The sequence below is a fragment of the Rhizobium sp. IBUN genome (assembly GCF_000510625.1).
GTDB lineage: Bacteria > Pseudomonadota > Alphaproteobacteria > Rhizobiales > Rhizobiaceae > Rhizobium > Rhizobium altiplani.
The window spans coordinates 1-18,199 of the sequence record NZ_AZNV01000033.1 but is presented as its reverse complement, the minus strand read 5'-3'; the positions used below and the strand labels follow the sequence as shown (position 1 = coordinate 18,199).

The following is an 18,199-nucleotide window of genomic DNA, read 5'->3' as shown; positions in this document are numbered from 1 at the left end:
GGGCCGCTGTCTCGTCGACAGCGGCCCGATAGAACGGCCTTGCGAGGCTAAGGGTCAGATGATGCCGCCGCCGCCGGCAATCGACGCCGGGCGTTCGGCGGCAATCTTCCTGCGGTAGCCGCTCGCGCGGTATGTCGCCACAGGATCGATCGCACCGCCAGAACGGCGACGCGCTTCTGCAAGGATCGGCTCGACGTCCGTGCGGTAGCCGCGCTTCAGCGTTTCGGTCGCCATCAGCGCGTCGTTTTCATCCTGGTAGCCAGCCAACGCCTTGCGATCGACGATCAGCGCCTGCGCGTAGGCGCGGCGGATTTCGTTGGCGCTGTTGATCAGGCTTTCGATCGGATCGGTCACGTTGTGCGATTGGTCGATCATGTGGGCCGGATTGAAGTCGTTGACACCGCGCTGCTCTGCCTCGACCAGCTCGTTGAAGACGAGGAAGAGGCGATAGGGCTCGATCGCACCGGCATCGAGGTCGTCGTCACCATACTTCGAGTCATTGAAGTGGAAGCCGCCGAGTTTACCGAACTGAATCAGGCGGGCAACGATCATTTCGATGTTGGTGTTCGGTGCATGGTGACCAAGGTCGACCAGGCACTGCGCCTTCGGGCCGAGCGTCTGGGCGATGAGGTAGTTGGTGCCCCAGTCCTGCACGACTGTGGAATAGAAGGCCGGCTCATACATCTTGTGCTCGGAAAAGAGCTTCCAATCGTCAGGCAGAGCCTTGTAGATATCGGCCATCGAAGCGAGATAGCGTTCGAATGCTTTGGTGAAATTGCTCTGGCCGGGGAAGTTCGAGCCGTCGCCAACCCAGACCGTCAATGCTTTCGAGCCGATCGACTTGCCGATCTCGATACATTCAATGTTGTGCTCAACCGCCTGCGCACGTGTTGCAGCGTCGGTGTGGCTGAGCGAACCGAATTTGTAGGAATGCTTCTGGCCCGGCGCGTCGGAGAAGGTGTTCGAATTCATCGCGTCGAAACCGAGGCCGAGCTGATCGCCCTTTGCCTTCAGTTCCTTGGCATCTGTCTTGTCCCACGGAATGTGCAGGGAGACGTTCGGCGTGGCGCGCGTCAGCTCGTTGATGACGGAGCAGTCGTCGAGCTTGTCGAAGATGCCGCGCGGTTCGCCGGTGCCGGGGAATCGGGCAAAGCGGGTGCCGCCGGTGCCAACGCCCCAGGACGGAACAGCGACGAAAAACTCGGATACCCGGCGCGTAATGTTTTCAATGTCGATGCCGCGGCGCGACAGATTGGCGCCGAGCGCTTCGTAGTCGGATTTGAGCGCTGCTGCGCGCTTGTCGTTTTCCTGCGCAATCAGGTCCTGCGCGATTTTTGACTCGGCCATGGGTTCCTCCCCGGACATGTGGATGAAAGGCGGCGGGCATTTGCCCGCCGCAGCAGTTGGACTTAGCGCGGGAAGCTCTGGGCGTTGCCGGCATCCACGTTGATGATGTTGCCGGTTGATTTCGCCGAGAGATCGGACGCCAGGAAGTAGATTGCTTCGGCGATGTCCTCGGGGAAGACATTGAGCTTCAGCATGGAACGCTTGCGGTAATGCTCCTCGAGCTCGTTGATCTCGATCTTGGACGATGCCGCCCGCTGTTCACGCCACTCTCCGCTCCAGATCTTCGAACCACGCAGCACGGCGTCCGGATTGACGGTGTTGACGCGAATACCGGCTTCTGCGCCTTCGAGCGCCAGGCAACGGGCAAGATGGATCTCGGCAGCCTTGGCCGTGCAATAGGCAGCAGCATTCGGCGACGATGCCAGACCGTTCTTGGAGGCGACGAACACGACGTTGCCACCGAGATCCTGCTTGCGGAACAGGCGGAACGCCTCGCGCGACACGAGGAAGTAGCCGGTCGCCAGGATGTCGATGTTCTTGTTCCACATCGAAAGCTCAGTGCTTTCGATCGGGGCGGACGAAGCGATACCAGCATTCGATACAAGGATATCGACGCCACCGAACTCAACACAGGCTTCCGCGAAGGACGAGATCACGCCGTCCTCCTTGGTTACATCAAGCTTGACGCCGCGCACGGCGTCGGCGCCGAATTGCCTAGCGAAATCGGCCTTCGTGTTGTCGAGCGCTTCCTGGTCGATATCGGCCAGAACCACGCAGGCCCCCTCGCCGATCAGGCGGGCAGCGGTCGCACGGCCGATGCCGCCGGCACCGCCGGTGACGAAGGCGACCTTGCCTGCAAGGCTCTTCGGCTTCGGCATGCGCTGAAGCTTGGCTTCTTCGAGCAGCCAGTACTCGATATCGAAGGCTTCCTGCTCCGGAAGGCCCTGATATTCGGAAACGGTCGAGGCACCGCGCATGACATTGATGGCGTTGACGTAGAATTCGCTGGCGATGCGGGCTGTCGCCTTGTCGCGGGCGAACGACAGCATGCCGACGCCGGGAACGAGGAAGATGACCGGGTTCGCATCGCGCATGGCGGGCGAATTGTCATGCTTGCAGTCGTTGTAATAGCGCGCGTAGTCGGCGCGGTAATCTTCGAGCGCCTTGTCGAGACCGGCAACGATCGCGTCCACGTCAGGCTTTGCCGGATCGAAGGTGACGATCAGCGGGCGGATCTTGGTGCGCAGGAAATGATCCGGGCAGCTGGTGCCGAGCGCGCCAAGCGGCTGCAGATTCTTCGAATTGACGAATTCGAGAACGGCATCCTGATCATCGAAATGGCCGAGCTTGCGTTCCGCCTTGCCGATGCGACCGCGGATTTCAGGCATCAGGCGGGCCGCAATGGCGCGGCGCTGCTCGACCGGCAGGCTCTGGGTGGCAGCACCGCCGAAGATCGTCTTGCCTTCGGTCTTTTCCGCGAACCAGACGATCGCCTTGTTGATGATGTCGAGCGTCAGCTCGTAGCAGGCCTTTGCATCGTTTGCCCAGGTGAAGAGACCGTGGCTTTCGAGCACGACGCCCTTGGCATTCGGGTTCGCCTTGACGAAGGCTTCGAGGTCGAGGCCGAGCTGGAAGCCCGGGCGGCGCCACGGCAGCCAACCGATTTCGTCGCCGAAGATCTGCTTCGTCAATTCCTTGGAGTTCCTGGAGGCAGCGATTGCGATGATCGCGTCCGGATGCATGTGGTCGACATGGGTGAAGGGCACGAAACCATGCAGCGGCGTGTCGATCGAGGCGGCGCGGCTGTTGAGGTTATAGGTGCAGTGCGGGAGGAAACCGACCATGCGGTCTTCGTCTTCGACGCCTTTATAGATGCCCTTCAGGGAAACGAGCTTGTCCTGATAAAGAGTGGCGAAGCCGTCAAGCTTGATGGTCCCGACGTCGCCGCCCGAACCCTTGACCCAGAGAACCTCGACCTTCTCGCCGGTCAGCGGATCGGTTTCCATGACCTTGGCAGAGGTGTTCCCGCCGCCATAGTTGGTGATGCGCTTGTCGGCACCCAGCAAATTCGAGCGATAGAGCAGCTTTCCAGGCTCATCGAGGCCTGCCGCGTATGAATCGTCCCAACGGTTATCAAGAAGCCGGACGGTTGCCGCCATGTCATCCTCCCATGTAAAATTTCTTGGACGCGCGAACGAACTCGACGCTCCTTTGCGGTCACGGTATCGCTCATCAAAACGGACATTGTCAATCGAAAACGATCAAATTCGATTATGTTGCAGCGCAATATGAAATTTTATGATCGTTTTTGATTGACACATTCTCACAACTGCGAAATAAGCAAGCTAGGAGGAACCCCATGCACGAACGCGAACGCCATCGCATCATATTGAGCGCCGTTCAGGAAAAGTCGGTCGTTACGATTCAGGATATTTCCGAATTGACCGAGGCTTCCGAGGCGACGATCCGGCGTGACATCGCGGCCCTGCATGTGCAGGGAAAGATCCGGCGAGTACGCGGTGGCGCAGAGGCTGTGCATCCGCCGCAACTCGGCAATCTGGCGGGGCGGCCCTTCAGGGTTTCGGAATCAGTCAACATCGATAAAAAGCGCTCAATAGCGCGCGCTGCCGTTGATCTCTGCGATCAGGGCGATGCGATCATCATCAATGGTGGGACCACCACGTTTCAGATGGTGCACTTCATGGCCGCCCATCGCATGCAGGTGATGACCAACTCGTTTGCGATTGCCGAGCATCTGGTCAAGCACTCGAAGAACACGGTAACGGTCCCCGGCGGGGTGATCTACCGCGAGCAGAGCCTGATCCTGTCGCCATTCGACAATGATGCGATCCGTAATTTCTACGCTCGCCGCTTCTTCATCGGCGCGCAGGGCGTCGGTCCGCTCGGCATCATGGAATCCGACGCGCAGATCATTCAAAGCGAACAGAAGCTGATGCACCAGGCCGACGAACTCGTTGTCATGGTCGATTCCAGCAAATTTCACCGCCGGTCGAGCCTCATTCTGTGCCCGCTCGACCGTGTTTCGACGATCATTACGGACGACGGTGTTCCCGAGGACTCCGTCCGGATGATCGAGGATGCGGGCATCAAGCTCGTCATTGCGAGCACGATCTCGCAAATGAAGGAGGATTCCTCGTCGGTTGCCTGAGGGGCCCCGTCAGGATGTAGTTAAGTCTTATCAACGTGGGAGGATAAAGCATGAAATTCGCAAAATCACTCGCCGTCGGCGTCGCCTTTGCGGTGGCCCTGATGGCAGGCGCCGCAAGCGCCAAGGACGTCAAGATCGGCCTGGTCGTGAAGTCCCTCGGCAACGGCTTCTTCGAAGCCGCCAACAAGGGCGCGCAGGAAGCTGCAAAGGAACTCGGCGGCGTGGAAGTCATCTACACCGGCCCGACCTCGACGACGGCAGAGGGGCAGATCGAAGTCATCAACTCTTTGATCGCCCAGGGCGTTGATGCCATCGCCATCTCCGCCAATGACCCGGACGCTGTCGTACCGGCCCTGAAGAAGGCCAAGCAGCGCGGCATCAAGGTCATCTCCTGGGATTCTGGCGTCAACAAGGACGGCCGCATCCTGCAGCTGAACCCGTCGTCCAACGAGCTGATCGGCAAGATGTGCCTGACGCTCGCCAAGGACCACCTGGAAGGCGGCAAGGGTGACTTCGCAATCCTGTCGGCAACGACCACCTCGACCAACCAGAACATCTGGATCGACCAGATGAAGAAGCAGCTCAAGGACTTCCCGGGCCTCAACCTCGTCACGACAGTCTACGGCGACGATCTGTCTGACAAGTCCTATCGCGAAGCCGAAGGACTGCTGAAGTCGAACCCGAACGTCAAGGTCATCGTCGCTCCGACGACGGTCGGCGTTCTGGCCGCTTCCAAGGTTGTCGAAGACAAGGGTCTTGTCGGCAAGGTCTACGTGACCGGCCTCGGCCTGCCGTCTGAAATGGCTGGCGCGATCAAGTCTGGTGCAACGAAGGAATTCGCCATCTGGAACCCGATCGACCTCGGTTACTCTGCCACGCAGATCGCCTACCACCTCGTAAAGGGTGACGCGACCGGCAAGCCGGGCACCGAAATCGAAGCTGGCCGCATGGGCAAGATCAAGATCGACGACAAGGGCGAAGCCGCCATGTCCGATCCGTTCGTGTACAACGCTTCGAACATCGACCAGTTCTCGAAGGTTTTCTAAGCCTCGCTCATCCAAGTAAAAACCCGGCGGTTCGAGCCGCCGGGACTTTTCATTTGAACACTGGTAAACGCTGATGAACACTGCCCTTCAACAATCCGTCGCGGGTATCAAGGCGGACGAGGCGCCCGCGATCCTCGAAATGCGCGGCATTTCGCAGATCTTCCCCGGCGTGAAGGCGCTCGATAACGTCAGCATCGCGCTCTACCCCGGCAAGGTTACAGCCCTGATCGGTGAGAACGGCGCCGGCAAATCCACACTCGTCAAGATCCTGACCGGCATCTATCGGCCGAACGAAGGCGAGATCATCGTCGACGGCAAGCCGACCACCTTCGCCAATGCGCAGGCCGCCATCGACGTCGGCGTCACCGCCATTCACCAGGAAACCGTGCTCTTCGACGAGTTGACGGTTGCTGAAAACATCTTCCTCGGCCACGCGCCGCGCACGAAGTTCCGCACGATCGACTGGAAACTGATGAACAGTCGGTCGAAGGAATTGCTCCATTCGCTTGAAAGCAACATCGATCCGACGATCCGTCTCAAGGATCTCTCGATTGCTCAGCGTCACCTTGTCGCAATTGCTCGCGCACTTTCCATCGAAGCGCGCATCGTCATCATGGACGAACCTACCGCAGCACTGTCGCGCAAGGAAATCGATGACCTCTTCCGCATCGTCGAAGGCCTGAAGGCACAGGGCAAGGCGATCCTCTTCATCAGCCACAAGTTCGACGAGGTTTATGAGATCGCCGACAATTACGTCGTTTTCCGCGACGGTCGCGCTGTTGGCCACGGCCAACTCAAGCAGACGCCGCAGGACGACATCGTCCGTCTCATGGTTGGTCGCGATGTCGAAAATGCATTTCCCAAAGTTGACGTCGCCATCGGCGGTCCGGTGCTCGAGGTCGAGAAATACTGTCACCAGACAGAGTTTCGCGACATTTCGTTCACGCTTCGAAAGGGCGAGATCCTTGGTGTCTACGGCCTGATCGGCGCCGGTCGCTCGGAGCTCTGCCAGTCGCTGTTCGGTATCACCAAACCCGCATCCGGCACGCTGAAGCTTGGGGGCCGGGCGCTGGCAATCCACTCGCCACTTGATGCGATCCGCGCCGGCATCGTCTACGTGCCGGAAGAACGCGGTCGCCACGGCCTGGCGCTGCCCATGCCGATTTACCAGAACATGACGCTGCCGTCGCTCGGGCGCACATCGCGCAAGGGTTTCCTGAAGGCGGCCAATGAATTTGCCTTGGCACGCAAATATGCCGAGCGCCTGGACCTGCGCGCAGCAGCCCTCTCGGTTCCCGTCGGGACGCTGTCGGGTGGCAACCAACAGAAGGTGGTCATAGGCAAGTGGCTGGCAACATTGCCGAAGGTGATCATCCTTGACGAGCCGACGAAAGGCATCGACATCGGTTCGAAGGCGGCCGTGCACGGTTTCATCAGCGAGCTTGCCGCCGAGGGACTGTCGATCATCATGATCTCGTCAGAACTGCCGGAAATCATTGGAATGTCCGATCGGGTCCTCGTCATGAAGGAAGGCCTCATGGCCGGCCTCTTCGAGCGCAAGGATCTGACGCCGGAAACGCTGGTTCGCGCCGCGACCGGTAATGCTTGAGGTAATCGGAATGTCGAGACTCCTGAAAAAACGCGAAACCCTGCTCTTCATCATTATCGCGATCATGGTTGCGGCCTTCTCGACGAGAGCCCAGGATTTCGCGACACCCGGCAACCTTGCTGCCATCTTCAACGACACGTCGATCCTGATCATCCTTGCGCTCGCTCAGATGACCGTCATCCTGACGAAGTCGATCGACCTTTCGGTTGCTGCAAACCTTGCGTTCACCGGCATGGCCATTGCGATGATGAACGCCGCCTATCCCGACCTGCCGCTGATCGTTTTGATCCTCGCCGCGATCCTGATCGGCGCCTTTCTCGGCACGATCAACGGCTTCCTCGTCTGGGCGCTGGAAATTCCGCCAATCGTTGTCACGCTTGGCACACTCACCATCTATCGCGGCATGGCTTTCGTCCTGTCAGGCGGCGAATGGGTCAACGCGCACCAGATGACGCCGACCTTTCTCAACGTGCCGCGCACCGTCGTCCTCGGCATGCCGATCCTGAGCTGGGCCGCGATCATTATCGTCGCACTGATCTACATGCTGTTGAAATACACCCAGTTTGGCCGCTCGACCTATGCTGCCGGCGGCAATCCGACGGCTGCGGTCTACGCCGGCATCGATGTCGGCTGGACGAAGTTCCTTGCCTTTGTTCTGTCGGGAGCGCTCGCCGGGCTTGCCAGCTATCTCTGGGTCTCGCGTTATGCGGTCGCCTATGTCGATATCGCCAACGGCTTCGAACTCGACAGCGTTGCAGCCTGTGTTATCGGCGGCATCTCGATTGCCGGTGGCGTCGGCTCGGTGATCGGTACCGTGCTTGGCGCCCTGTTCCTCGGTGTCATCAAGAATGCCCTTCCCGTCATTGGCATCTCGCCGTTCACGCAGATGGCAATTTCCGGCACCGTCATCATCCTTGCCGTCGTCTTCAATGCGAGGCGCGAGCGCAATCGTGGCCGCATCATCCTGCGTGACAAGGCCGCAGCAGAGACACCAGCAGAGGTGGCAGCATGAGCACCGTCGTTTCCACCCCGAGCGAAAAGCGCGTCATCCCAGACCGCCTCGGCACGCCGTTCAAGCGCATCATGTCGAGCTGGGAGGTCCTCCTCTTCGGCGTTGCTGTCTTGATCTTCATCTTCAACTCGCTGGCATCCCCCTACTTCCTGGACGCCTGGAACCTTTCGGACGCGACCTTCAATTTCACTGAAAAGGCGATGATCGCATTTGCCATGGCGCTGCTCGTCATTGCCGGCGAGATCGACCTGTCGGTTGCCGCCATTATCGCCCTTGCTTCGACCGCCATGGGCGCGGCAGCGCAAGTCGGTGTCGGGGCACCGGGCCTCGTTCTCATCGGCATCGGCGTTGGCCTCCTCTGCGGCATGTTCAACGGGTTTCTCGTTTCCGTCATGAAGCTGCCGTCGATCGTCGTGACGATCGGCACGATGAGCCTGTTTCGCGGCATCTCCTACATCGTCCTGGGCGATCAGGCCTATGGAGGCTATCCGGACGATTTCGCCTTCTTCGGCCAGGGCTATGTCTTCTGGGTCTTTTCCTTCGAGTTCGTGCTCTTCATTGCGCTCGCGATCGCCTTTGCGATCCTGCTGCATGCCACGAATTTCGGCCGTCAGGTCTATACGATCGGCAATAACGACTTCGCCGCCCGGTTCTCCGGCATCCCGGTCGAGCGCGTGAAATTCATCCTGTTCATATTGACGGGCGTGATGAGCGGCGTCGCCTCCGTCTGCCTGACCTCACGCCTCGGCTCCACCCGCCCCTCGATCGCTCAGGGCTGGGAGCTCGAAGTCGTTACCATGGTCGTGCTTGGCGGCGTCTCCATCCTCGGCGGCTCCGGCAAGATTGGCGGCGTCGTCATTGCCGCCTTCGTCATGGGCCTTGTCACCTTCGGCCTCGGCCTCCTGAATGTGCCCGGCATCGTCATGTCGATCTTCATCGGCCTGCTGCTGATCATCACCATCGCGATCCCGATCGTCGCCCGCCGCCTCAAAGCCATGAGTTCCAAATGAAGATGGAAAAGCACGCCTTCAAGATGACGCTGAACCCCGGCATGGAAGCCGAGTACAGGAAGCGGCATGACGAAATCTGGCCGGAGCTGGTCGACCTGCTGCACCAGTCCGGAGCCAGCGACTACTCGATCCATCTCGACCGCGAAACGAACACCCTTTTTGGCGTTTTGACCCGTCCCGTCGATCATGCGATGGCAAGCCTGCCAGACCACCCTGTCATGAAGAAGTGGTGGGCTCACATGGCCGACATCATGGTAACCAACCCGGATAATTCTCCCGTCCAGAGCGACCTCGTCACCCTCTTCCATATGCCATGACGCCGAATTACAGCCGCATCGCCGTTCTCGACATCGGCAAGACCAATGCCAAGGTCGTGGTCCTGGACAGCGCGACCGGCGCCGAAATCGCCGTGGCGAGAACTCCGAACACGGTTCTCAAGGGTGGACTTTATCCGCACTACGATATCGACAGGCTCTGGTCCTTCACGTTGGATGCCCTTCGCTCCTTCGCGAGCGAGCCGGGTTTCGACACCATCTCGATCACGACCCATGGCGCCTCGGCTGCGCTTCTCGACAGGGCCGGCAATTTGGCAATGCCGGTCCTCGACTACGAGCACGAATATCCCGAAGACATCAGCGACGCATATGCGCGACTGCGCCCACCCTTCGAAGAAACCTTTTCGCCGCACCAAACGATGGGCCTGAACATCGGCGCGCAGCTGCATTACCAGAAGACTGCCTTCCCTGATGATTTTGCCAAGGTGGCAACGATCCTCACCTACCCGCAATACTGGACAGCACGGCTGACCGGTGTCGTGTCGAACGAGGTGACCTCACTCGGCTGCCACACCGACCTCTGGAACCCGCGCGACGGCCGCTATTCCTCGCTGGTCGATACTCTGGGCATCCGTGACCTGATGGCACCGATCCGTTCCGCCTTCGATCCCCTCGGACCGGTCCTGCCTGATATTGCCGACGCGATCGGCCTCACCCGCAAAATCCCGGTCTATTGTGGCATTCACGATTCCAACGCGTCGCTTCTGCCACATCTGCTTGACCGCCCGGCGCCCTTCGCAGTTGTCTCGACAGGCACATGGGTGATCAATTTCGGGGTCGGCGGCGATCTCGATCATCTCGATCCCAAGCGCGACACACTCGCCAATGTCGATGCCTATGGCCGCGCCGTTCCCTCTTCCCGCTTCATGGGCGGACGCGAATATGAAACGATCTCGGGCGAAATCGGACAGGTTGACAAGGAAAAGGTCGCCTCGGCGGTCGAGCAGGCGATAACAAAGCGCCTGATGCTGCTTGCGAATGTTGCACCAGGCTCCGGCCCATTCCCCGGCAAAAGCGCGCGTTGGGTCAACGCGCAAGGCGTGACACCCGAAGAACGCTACGCCGCGCTCTGCCTCTATCTCGCCATGATGAACCAGGCCTGCCTCGATCTGATCGGCGCGCGGGGCCCGGTCATCGTGGAAGGACCATTTGCGCTCAACGATACGTATCTGACGCTGCTTGCGGCTCTAACCAACCGCGAAGTCATCGCCGTCCCCGGATCGACCGGCACGAGCCAGGGCGCCGCTCTGCTGACCGGCATCAAGCCACCTGCCGGCGCCGAACGCCATGTCACGCGAAGCCCTGTCTCCGGGCTCGACGCCTACCGTCGAGCTTGGCATGCAGCGATGGCATAGCAGTCTTTCCATAGAGACCCCTCGCTCCATCTTAGCGTTAGCTATAGGCTCGCGACTCAAAGCAAAAGGAGGAGACCTCATGGCAGATTCGGCCGCCGCACCCTTTGATCCGCGCGCGCTTGCAGCAAAACTACACGGTCTGCGCCGTTCACGAAACCAGGCACCGACCGCGGGGTTTTCCCTGCCTGCCGATCTCCGGCACGCGATGGACGCGCAGAATTTTCTCGCCGCCGATGAGGCGATCGAAAGCAACGCCTGGAAAGTGACCGTCTCGCCCGATGGGCAGGCCGTAACCGCGCCACTGCACCCTTATGTGCAGGCTGACTCAGGGGCGCAAATTCCGTGGCAGAGGGGCACCAAATTCGAGGCAGAGATCGCAGTTCGCCTCGGCCGTGACCTGCCGATCCGCCGGGAGGGCAGCTACAGCCGAGCCGACATCGTCGACGCGATCGACGCCGTCCATCTCGGCGCCGAACTACTGGCCAGCGCCGTTGAGGAGAGCGGCAAGATCTCGTTCCTTCTGTTTCTGGCCGATCGACTGGGAAACAGCGGCTATGTGCTCGGTCCGCGCGTGTCAAAGTCGGCGGTCGACACGGCGAGCGGAACGGCGCTTAAGGTGACGTTCAACGGCCAGCCACTCTATGACGCGCCCGCCCAGCATCCCAAGGGGGATGTCCTGACGTGGCTCCTGGACTACGCAAATGATGGGATGCGGCCAAACACATCGCTCAAGGCTGGCGCGCTCATCACGACGGGCACGCTCTGTGGCGCGATCGAACTTCTCACGCCAGGCGAAATCGAAATTGCCTTTGGTGGGTCTGCCTATTTGCGCCTGGCCCTCGTCTAACCGCATTCAAAGTGATCTCTGGCTGATGTTGCCACACCAAATCAATGGCTTCAGAACGCGATGCTATCGGATACAACATTTGAAAACGGGACGTGGTCAGTCGTAGATCACCAGCTTGGCAGGCCAATCGGGGACCGGGATGGATCAGCCGAGAGAACGAGCCTGGAGGCTCAGGCTTTGGCTGATTTTCGCAATGGAATATCGGCCTCCCCCCCCCAAAGGAGCAGATTTCCTCGCGGCTTCAGAAGATACGCAACGCTTGGGCACTCACTGGAAAGCGGCAGACGCGATAAGCGGTCAGCGTACTCTTGGCGATCGCAGATGTTCGAGGAACGGTCAATCATTCGCGGGCCTGTATCATGGTCAAGCGCGTTCGGTGCGGTCACAAGGCGATCTCCCAACGTACAAGGATGAGGCCGACGGCGCGGTGGTCGCTCTTTATCGACGGCTATGTCCATCATTCTCCCGCTTGGCCCAATACAAACTTAGCAAACCAACGCGAAGGCATCGGCGGGCAGCCCAGCCAAGCGTCCATTGCGGGCGGACCTGGGAGAGAGGAGACGCATCTTTACCAGTCACTTAGGAAGATCGGCCATGGCATAGCCTTCAATGAAGTGCTGACGGTCGTTATCGTCAACAAAGGGCTGCGTTCTTCCCCACTGCGCGGCCGAAAAATTGGGGAACTCTGAGAGGAAGTCACACGCCGTCGCTCGGGCCTCGTCGATGAGCCCGAGCCGGGCGAGTGCTGCAGCCAGATTGCGTTTCGAGCCTGGACCACCCGCTTGCGGCTGGCGAAGTGTAGCGACAGCTTCTTGATACCGACGAGCCGCATACTGAGCCCAGCCCAGAAACGAGTAATAGTCACCCGGAGGGGATGGGTTGAGCCGGAAAGCGTTCTCGGCGGATTCTACTGCTTCAGTCGCACGTCCTTGAAAAACCCTGAGATCTGCAAGCAGCGACCAGCCCTCTGCGTGGTTGGGATTGAGCCGAAGCCCGTGCTCAAACTGAGCGATGCCAGCTTCGAATTCTCCCTCATAAGCTCGCAGATAACCCAGAACAATATGAGCGTCCGCGTTCTCTGAATCGATCTCGACAGCCCTTTCAGCTGCCACTCGCGCAAAGGCGCGGTGCTCCACCGTCTCGCTTTCATAGTATAGCGCGTCGAAATGATGGCTCATCGCTAGCCAAGCATGCGCCCCGGCAAATTCAGGGTCGATCTCGATGGCCCTGGTCAGAAGCGGGCGAGCCAGCCTGGTCTCTCGGAGAGATTGGGTAGCGAGCGCCCGACCGCGAACAAACAGGTCGTATGCCTGCAGGTTCGTGGTTCTGTGACTTGGAGCAGGTCTTGCAGCAGGCAACGTGCCCGCGAGTGCCGTTACGACCTTACTTACGACCTCGTCCTGCAGCGCGAATATGTCAGCGAGATCACGATCAAACCGTTCGGCCCACAAGCAGTTGCCATGCGTTGCGTCGATGAGTTGCGTATTAATCCGGGTGCGCGTCTGCGCACGCCGGACGCTGCCTTCGACGAGATACCGCACGCCGAGCTGCGCGGCGATCCGGCGTACATCAATGGATCTGTCCTTGTAAGCAAGACTGGAATGCGCGGCGATAACAAGGAGGCCCTTCACCTTTGAGAGATCAGTGATTAGGTCCTCGGCGAGACCTTCTGCAAAATACTCCTGTTCTCGGTCATTGCTGGACGTGGCAAATGGCAACACAGCGATGGAGGCGAGTTGAGGGAGCTCGAGAGGAGTTGCTGAATCAACCTGCGGCTTCTCATCCCAACAGACCTTGTAAACGCGAATTGGTCGAGCGATGTTTTTCAGCGTGCAATCGCCTTGATCATCAAAGCGCAGGGGCAGCTTGCGATCTACGTGATCGTAGACGCTGTGACTGATGAGCACGCTGCCGGGTTCGGTCATGCTTTCCAACCGCGCCGCCACATTGACGCAGTCTCCGAACAGGTCTTCTTGGTCAGAAAGGACGTCGCCGAGATTGATGCCTATGCGGAATGCGAGCCGTCGGTCTAAAGCAACCCCCTCGTTTCGTTCCGCAATTGCGCGCTGCAGGTCAACGGCACAGCGGACGGCTTCGATGGCACTGGCAAATTCGACAAACAGTCCGTCCCCTGCTGTTTTGAAAATGCGTCCCCTGTGGCTTCCCACCGCGGGCCGGATGTCATCTCGCAAGAGCTTTTGGAGCCGTGCGTGAGTATCTTCCTCATCACGTTCCATCAAACGACTATAGCCTGCGACATCGGCCGCAAGTATCACTGCCAGTCTCCTCTCGGGTCCGGCAGAAACCAAGGTTGGTTCGCTATCGCCTGGCATCCATAGACGTTACGCCGCAGGGAGCGGGCTTTCAATTAGGTTTAAAGTCGAAATCCGTCATGAAGATCGACGTTAGGAAATCTGATTGACATCGGGGGATGCCAGCACGGACATGTGGTCGCCCTCAATCGGTTCCCCTTACAATGATCCAACGTCCGCGCTATCAAGTCCACACAGACGAGCATGGCCTCTACGCGGTGATTGACACCGCGATGGGGTTGTCCAGCTGAAGTTTGGTCAAGCAGCGTCAAGTTGACTCCGTCCGAAGCACTGCAGCTAATAACTCGGCTGAGGAGGCGGCGCACCGGAAAATAAGAGAGCTACTCCCAGGGAAATACCGAAACTACACATATTCAATAAACTAAGCGATAAATCTCCTGCGGCACAGTAAGCCAATGCCATCCTATCGTTTGCATCCGCGCATCGACCTCAACGAACTCGCTTTCAATAAGCTCGCTGCGAAGGCTACTCTCGCGTAAGATGAGCAAATGAAGACGCTTCTCAACCAAATTCAACTTTCGGCGTCGGATCTCGTCGGCCATCTCAACTGCGAGCATCTCACGTCCCTCGACCTCCAGGTCATGTCCGGCGCGGTTTCAAAGCCGGTGCAGTGGGATCCACTTCTAGACATCCTGAGGGAGCGCGGCTTTAGGCACGAGGCAGCCTTTGTTGATCACCTCACCTCAAGCGGTCTCTCTGTCGAAAAGATCGACGGCGTCGGCATCGAAGACGTCTGGGTGGCACAGACCCTCGCTGCCATGCGCCGAGGCCCCGATATCATAGTGCAGGCTGCTCTTCACGATGGCCGCTGGGCTGGTCGCGCTGACATTCTGAGACGCGTCGAGCGGCCAAGCGATCTCGGACAGTGGTCTTATGAAGTTATGGATACCAAGCTGGCCCGGGAGACTCGGGGCGGCACCGTACTGCAGCTCTGTCTGTACTCGGAGCTATTGGCATCCACCCAGGGACTGCAACCCCATGCGGCCTATGTTGTCGCGCCATGGTCTGACTTCGAGCCGCAGCGCTTTCGCCTGGACGACTATGGAGCCTATTATCGAAAAGCGAAGCGGGCGGCGGAAGCGGCGACGCTGGCTGAACCGGCAGAGACCTACCCTCACCCGACGTCACACTGCGACATCTGTCGCTGGTACGATGCCTGCGACAAACGCCGACGCAATGACGATCACCTCTCCTTCGTCGCTGGTATTTCCCGGAACCAGATAGCGGAATTCGCTGAGCACGATATCAGGACGCTCGACCAGCTCGCCCAGATGCCGCTACCCATGTCTTGGAAGCCAGAGCGTGGGGCGGTGCAGTCGTTCACAAGGGTTCGGGAGCAAGCGCGGATACAGGCGGAATCAAGGCAATCGGGAGAGCCTCGGTTTGAGCTGATTGAAGTCCAACCAGGTCTCGGATTGTCCGCGCTGCCCGAACCCAATCCCGGCGACGTGTTCTTCGATCTCGAAGGTGACCCCTTTGTTGGCGAACATGGATTGGAATACCTGTTCGGGTATCAATACTGGGGCGCTGATGGCAAAGCAGAGTATGTATGTGATTGGGCATTCGATCGAGAGGCCGAGAAGGCGGCGTTTGAGCGCTTCATCGATTTCATCGTCGAGAGAAGGGAGGCCTATCCTGACCTCCACATATACCACTTCGCTCCTTATGAACCGGCTGCCTTGAAGAGGTTGATGGGGCGCTACGCCTCCCGTGAAGAGGAGATCGATCAGCTTCTTCGGAATCTCGTCTTCGTGGATCTGTACAGCGTCATTCGAAACGCATTGCGTGCGAGTGTGGAGAGCTACTCCATCAAACGGCTTGAACAGTTTTATCGATACGAGCGCACGATAGCTCTACGGGACGCAAACGTGGCATTGGCGTCGCTCCAAGCCGGGCTGGAGCTTGAAGACATCTCATCAATTACGCAGGGCGAAAAGGATATCGTTCGAGGCTACAACGAGGATGACTGCGTCTCTACCAGGTATCTCAGGGACTGGCTCGAAGAGCGGCGCGACGAGCTTGTCGCGACCGGCGTCAGTGTTCCTCGTCGACCGCTCATGGATGAAGGCCCAAGCGAAAAAGTATCCATCCGCCAACGGCGCGTCGCCGAGCTGTCCGAACGCCTACTAACCGGTATCTCAGTTGATCCAGAACAGCGTTCTCCACAAGAGCAGGCGCAATGGATCCTCGCAAACATTCTCGATTGGCATCGTCGTGAAGACAAGGCGTCTTACTGGGAAAAATTCCGGCTGAGGGATCTCAGCGTTGATGAGCTACTGGACGAGCGCGCGGCGATTTCCGGACTTTCCTTTATTGAGGAGGTCCCGGGAGGCAACGCTAAGATCCCGGTTCACCGTTACACGTTCCCGCCTCAGGATACCGACGTTCGCGCAGAAAAGTCGCTTTTTCAGCCCGGCGGCGCTCCGCTCGGGACCGCTCTTGACATCGCCAGCGACCAATTCACGATCGACATCAAGAAGAGAGCGGATACCGCCACTGTCCATCCCGAAGCTGTGTTTGTCCATGAGCATATCGCGGCCGAGGAGCAGGCCGAGGCGCTTCTGCGGTTGGGCGAGTACGTGGCTGGCGAGGGTATAACGGGTGAAGGCCGATATCAGGCAGCCCGGGAACTGCTGCTCCGCCTGCCACCCTATATCGGTGGCGAGCCTCTGCAAAACGAAGGGGAAAGCACTCTCGATGCGGCGATCCGCATAGCGGCCAAGCTGGAACGAGGCGTCCTGCCGATCCAAGGTCCGCCAGGCACGGGCAAGTCGCACACAGGTGCGCGAATGATCTGTCAGTTCGTTGCCGACGGAAAGAAGGTCGGAATTACGGCCAACAGCCACAAGGTGATCCGCAACCTCCTCGACAAGGCGATGGAAGCCGCGCAAGAGATGGCCATCGATCTTCGTTGCGTCCAGAAGCCCGAGGCTGGCAACACCGAGGCGAGTACCGCGCATCTCCTCTTTGCGAAAAGAAACGAAGATCTGCTGGACGCGATGAGGTTGGGGCAACGAGACGTTGCCGGGGCAACCAGCTTCCTTTGGGCTCGCCCGGACGCCGAAGACGTGCTGGACGTTCTATTCGTTGACGAAGCTGCCCAGATGTCGCTCGCTAATGTGCTCGCTGTGTCGCACGCAGCCAAACGGTTGGTGTTGCTCGGCGATCCACAACAACTTGACCAGCCCACACAAGGCACCCATCCCGATGGGGTCGGTGTTTCGTCCCTCGAGCATGTTCTCGGAGAACGGCAGACTATTGATCGCGATCAAGGGCTTTTTCTCGCCGAGACCTGGCGGATGCAACCGGACGTCTGTGATTTCATTTCCGAGCTTTTCTATGAAGGGAAACTGGCCCCGATCGTTTCATGCGGCCAGCAAGAAATCTTCTCCGAAGGGCCGATAAAGGGATCGGGCCTGAGATACCTGCCTGTCGAGCACTCGGGCAACGCCAGCTCATCGATCGAAGAAGCCAATGCCGTAGCGTCTTTGGTCTCCCGGATCCTCGAGTGCGGACCAACGTGGCTGGACCGAAACGGCCAGGTGGCATCGCTTTCCATCGACGATATTGTGATCATTACGCCATACAATGCTCAGGTCCTCGAAATCCAGAAACGACTGCCCACTGCCAGAGTGGGAACGGTCGACAAGTTCCAGGGCCAGGAAGCGCCAATTGCGATCTATACCATGGCAACTTCGAGCTATGCCGAAGCTCCCCGGGGCATGGAGTTCCTCTATAGCGCCAACCGTTTCAACGTCGCTATCTCGCGGGCGAAGTGCCTAGCCATCCTGGTCGCCTCCCCGGCAATCTTCGATGCCGACTGCAAGACGCCGAGACAGATGCAGTTGGCCAACGCTTTCTGCAGGTATCTAGTAGCGCGTTTTCGTGGTTCGAATCATATCAAGCAGCCTCGGCGAGCTTGTATGACCAAGTGTGGATGACGGGATGACGATTGATGTCGTCGATACCGGCCATAATGCGTTCCTTGAGCTCGTGTTTTGAGGTCACCCGGATGTGGCGCAGGACGGAGCGGGCGAACTTGGAGAAGAAGCCCTCGATCAGGTTGAGCCAGGAGCCGTGTTTGGGCGTGAAGGTAAATTCGAAGCGGCCTGCCGGTCGTTTATCGAGCCAGGCTC

Annotated in this window: 12 protein-coding genes and 1 pseudogene; 9 read left to right on the top strand and 4 right to left on the bottom strand. The window is 59.1% G+C overall.

Annotated features, from left to right (window positions below):
- Nucleotides 1–54: 54 nt before the first annotated feature.
- The gene (gene rhaI, locus RHIBUN_RS0124410; protein ID WP_025661579.1) at nucleotides 55–1,347 is read right to left on the bottom strand and encodes an L-rhamnose catabolism isomerase; all 1,293 of its coding nucleotides are present in this window, start codon (nucleotides 1,345–1,347) and stop codon (nucleotides 55–57) included.
- 62 nt (nucleotides 1,348–1,409) lie between these two features.
- The gene (locus RHIBUN_RS0124405; RefSeq protein ID WP_025661578.1) at nucleotides 1,410–3,506 is read right to left on the bottom strand and encodes a bifunctional rhamnulose-1-phosphate aldolase/short-chain dehydrogenase; all 2,097 of its coding nucleotides are present in this window, start codon (nucleotides 3,504–3,506) and stop codon (nucleotides 1,410–1,412) included.
- Nucleotides 3,507–3,706: 200 nt separating this feature from the next.
- Between RHIBUN_RS0124405 and RHIBUN_RS0124400 the strand changes: the two genes are divergently transcribed.
- The 8 genes from RHIBUN_RS0124400 to RHIBUN_RS0124365 all read left to right on the top strand — a co-directional run bounded on the left by RHIBUN_RS0124400 (nucleotide 3,707) and on the right by RHIBUN_RS0124365 (nucleotide 11,730).
- Nucleotides 3,707–4,516, top strand: coding sequence for a DeoR/GlpR family DNA-binding transcription regulator (locus RHIBUN_RS0124400; protein ID WP_025661577.1), 810 nt, complete (start codon nucleotides 3,707–3,709; stop codon nucleotides 4,514–4,516).
- 50 nt (nucleotides 4,517–4,566) lie between these two features.
- Nucleotides 4,567–5,562 carry a rhamnose ABC transporter substrate-binding protein gene (gene rhaS / locus RHIBUN_RS0124395; RefSeq protein WP_025661576.1) on the top strand — a complete coding sequence of 332 codons (996 nt, stop codon included), beginning with the start codon at nucleotides 4,567–4,569 and terminating at the stop codon, nucleotides 5,560–5,562.
- A 73-nt stretch (nucleotides 5,563–5,635) separates the two neighbouring features.
- Nucleotides 5,636–7,171 (top strand): sugar ABC transporter ATP-binding protein, encoded by a 1,536-nt coding sequence (locus RHIBUN_RS0124390; RefSeq protein WP_025661575.1) that lies wholly within the window; start codon nucleotides 5,636–5,638, stop codon nucleotides 7,169–7,171.
- A 10-nt stretch (nucleotides 7,172–7,181) separates the two neighbouring features.
- Nucleotides 7,182–8,183: an ABC transporter permease gene (locus RHIBUN_RS0124385; protein ID WP_025661574.1), complete on the top strand. Its 1,002-nt coding sequence runs from the start codon at nucleotides 7,182–7,184 to the stop codon at nucleotides 8,181–8,183.
- Entirely contained in the window at nucleotides 8,180–9,193 is a 1,014-nt protein-coding gene (locus RHIBUN_RS0124380) for an ABC transporter permease (RefSeq protein ID WP_025661573.1), read from the top strand. The genes RHIBUN_RS0124385 and RHIBUN_RS0124380 overlap by 4 nt, the downstream gene beginning before the upstream one ends.
- The gene (rhaM, locus tag RHIBUN_RS0124375) at nucleotides 9,190–9,510 is read left to right on the top strand and encodes an L-rhamnose mutarotase (protein ID WP_025661572.1); all 321 of its coding nucleotides are present in this window, start codon (nucleotides 9,190–9,192) and stop codon (nucleotides 9,508–9,510) included. The genes RHIBUN_RS0124380 and rhaM overlap by 4 nt, the downstream gene beginning before the upstream one ends.
- Nucleotides 9,507–10,883 (top strand): FGGY-family carbohydrate kinase, encoded by a 1,377-nt coding sequence (locus tag RHIBUN_RS0124370; protein ID WP_025661571.1) that lies wholly within the window; start codon nucleotides 9,507–9,509, stop codon nucleotides 10,881–10,883. The genes rhaM and RHIBUN_RS0124370 overlap by 4 nt, the downstream gene beginning before the upstream one ends.
- A gap of 79 nt (nucleotides 10,884–10,962) precedes the next feature.
- A complete protein-coding gene (locus RHIBUN_RS0124365; protein ID WP_025661570.1) occupies nucleotides 10,963–11,730 on the top strand; it encodes a fumarylacetoacetate hydrolase family protein in 768 nt (255 codons plus the stop codon).
- 575 nt (nucleotides 11,731–12,305) lie between these two features.
- Here the strand turns inward: RHIBUN_RS0124365 and RHIBUN_RS0124360 are convergent.
- Nucleotides 12,306–14,006 carry an adenylate/guanylate cyclase domain-containing protein gene (locus RHIBUN_RS0124360; RefSeq protein WP_025661569.1) on the bottom strand — a complete coding sequence of 567 codons (1,701 nt, stop codon included), beginning with the start codon at nucleotides 14,004–14,006 and terminating at the stop codon, nucleotides 12,306–12,308.
- Between the two features lie 545 nt (nucleotides 14,007–14,551).
- Here RHIBUN_RS0124360 and RHIBUN_RS0124350 point away from each other — a divergent pair.
- Nucleotides 14,552–18,004 carry a TM0106 family RecB-like putative nuclease gene (locus RHIBUN_RS0124350; RefSeq protein ID WP_025661568.1) on the top strand — a complete coding sequence of 1,151 codons (3,453 nt, stop codon included), beginning with the start codon at nucleotides 14,552–14,554 and terminating at the stop codon, nucleotides 18,002–18,004.
- Here RHIBUN_RS0124350 and RHIBUN_RS33880 read toward each other — a convergent pair.
- Nucleotides 17,964–18,199 (bottom strand): annotated as a pseudogene (locus RHIBUN_RS33880) (IS630 family transposase); the annotation flags it as partial. The gene RHIBUN_RS0124350 and the pseudogene RHIBUN_RS33880 overlap by 41 nt on opposite strands.